Below are 258 nucleotides of genomic sequence, written 5' to 3'. Positions count from 1 at the left end.
ACCGGCGGTTTGACCGAGGGTTCGCGCAGCTGCGTCCATTGAGGGCGTAACCTTCCCCAGACTGGCCTCAACCGTATTGAAGGAGACGGCCAGGAATCTCACCGTGTAGGCGTAGATCAGGACAAAAGCGCTGCCACTGAGTACCAGACCCACCATGAAACCAAAGTTGTCACGAAGAAAGAGATTGAGCTTCTGATCCAGCCAGGCCAGCGGAATCATGATGCCCACGGCAATGACAGACCCTGGGATGGCATAGCC

General features: G+C 56.6%; 1 pseudogene. It reads right to left on the bottom strand.

Annotated elements, in window-relative coordinates:
• Positions 1–258 (bottom strand): annotated as a pseudogene (locus B2W52_RS20500) (iron ABC transporter permease); the annotation flags it as partial.

It is taken from the genome of Marinobacter sp. UBA2498, assembly GCF_002341575.1.
Taxonomy (GTDB): domain Bacteria; phylum Pseudomonadota; class Gammaproteobacteria; order Pseudomonadales; family Oleiphilaceae; genus Marinobacter; species Marinobacter manganoxydans.
The sequence above is the reverse complement of the archived record's forward strand: the minus strand, read 5'-3'. Positions and strand labels throughout refer to the sequence as shown.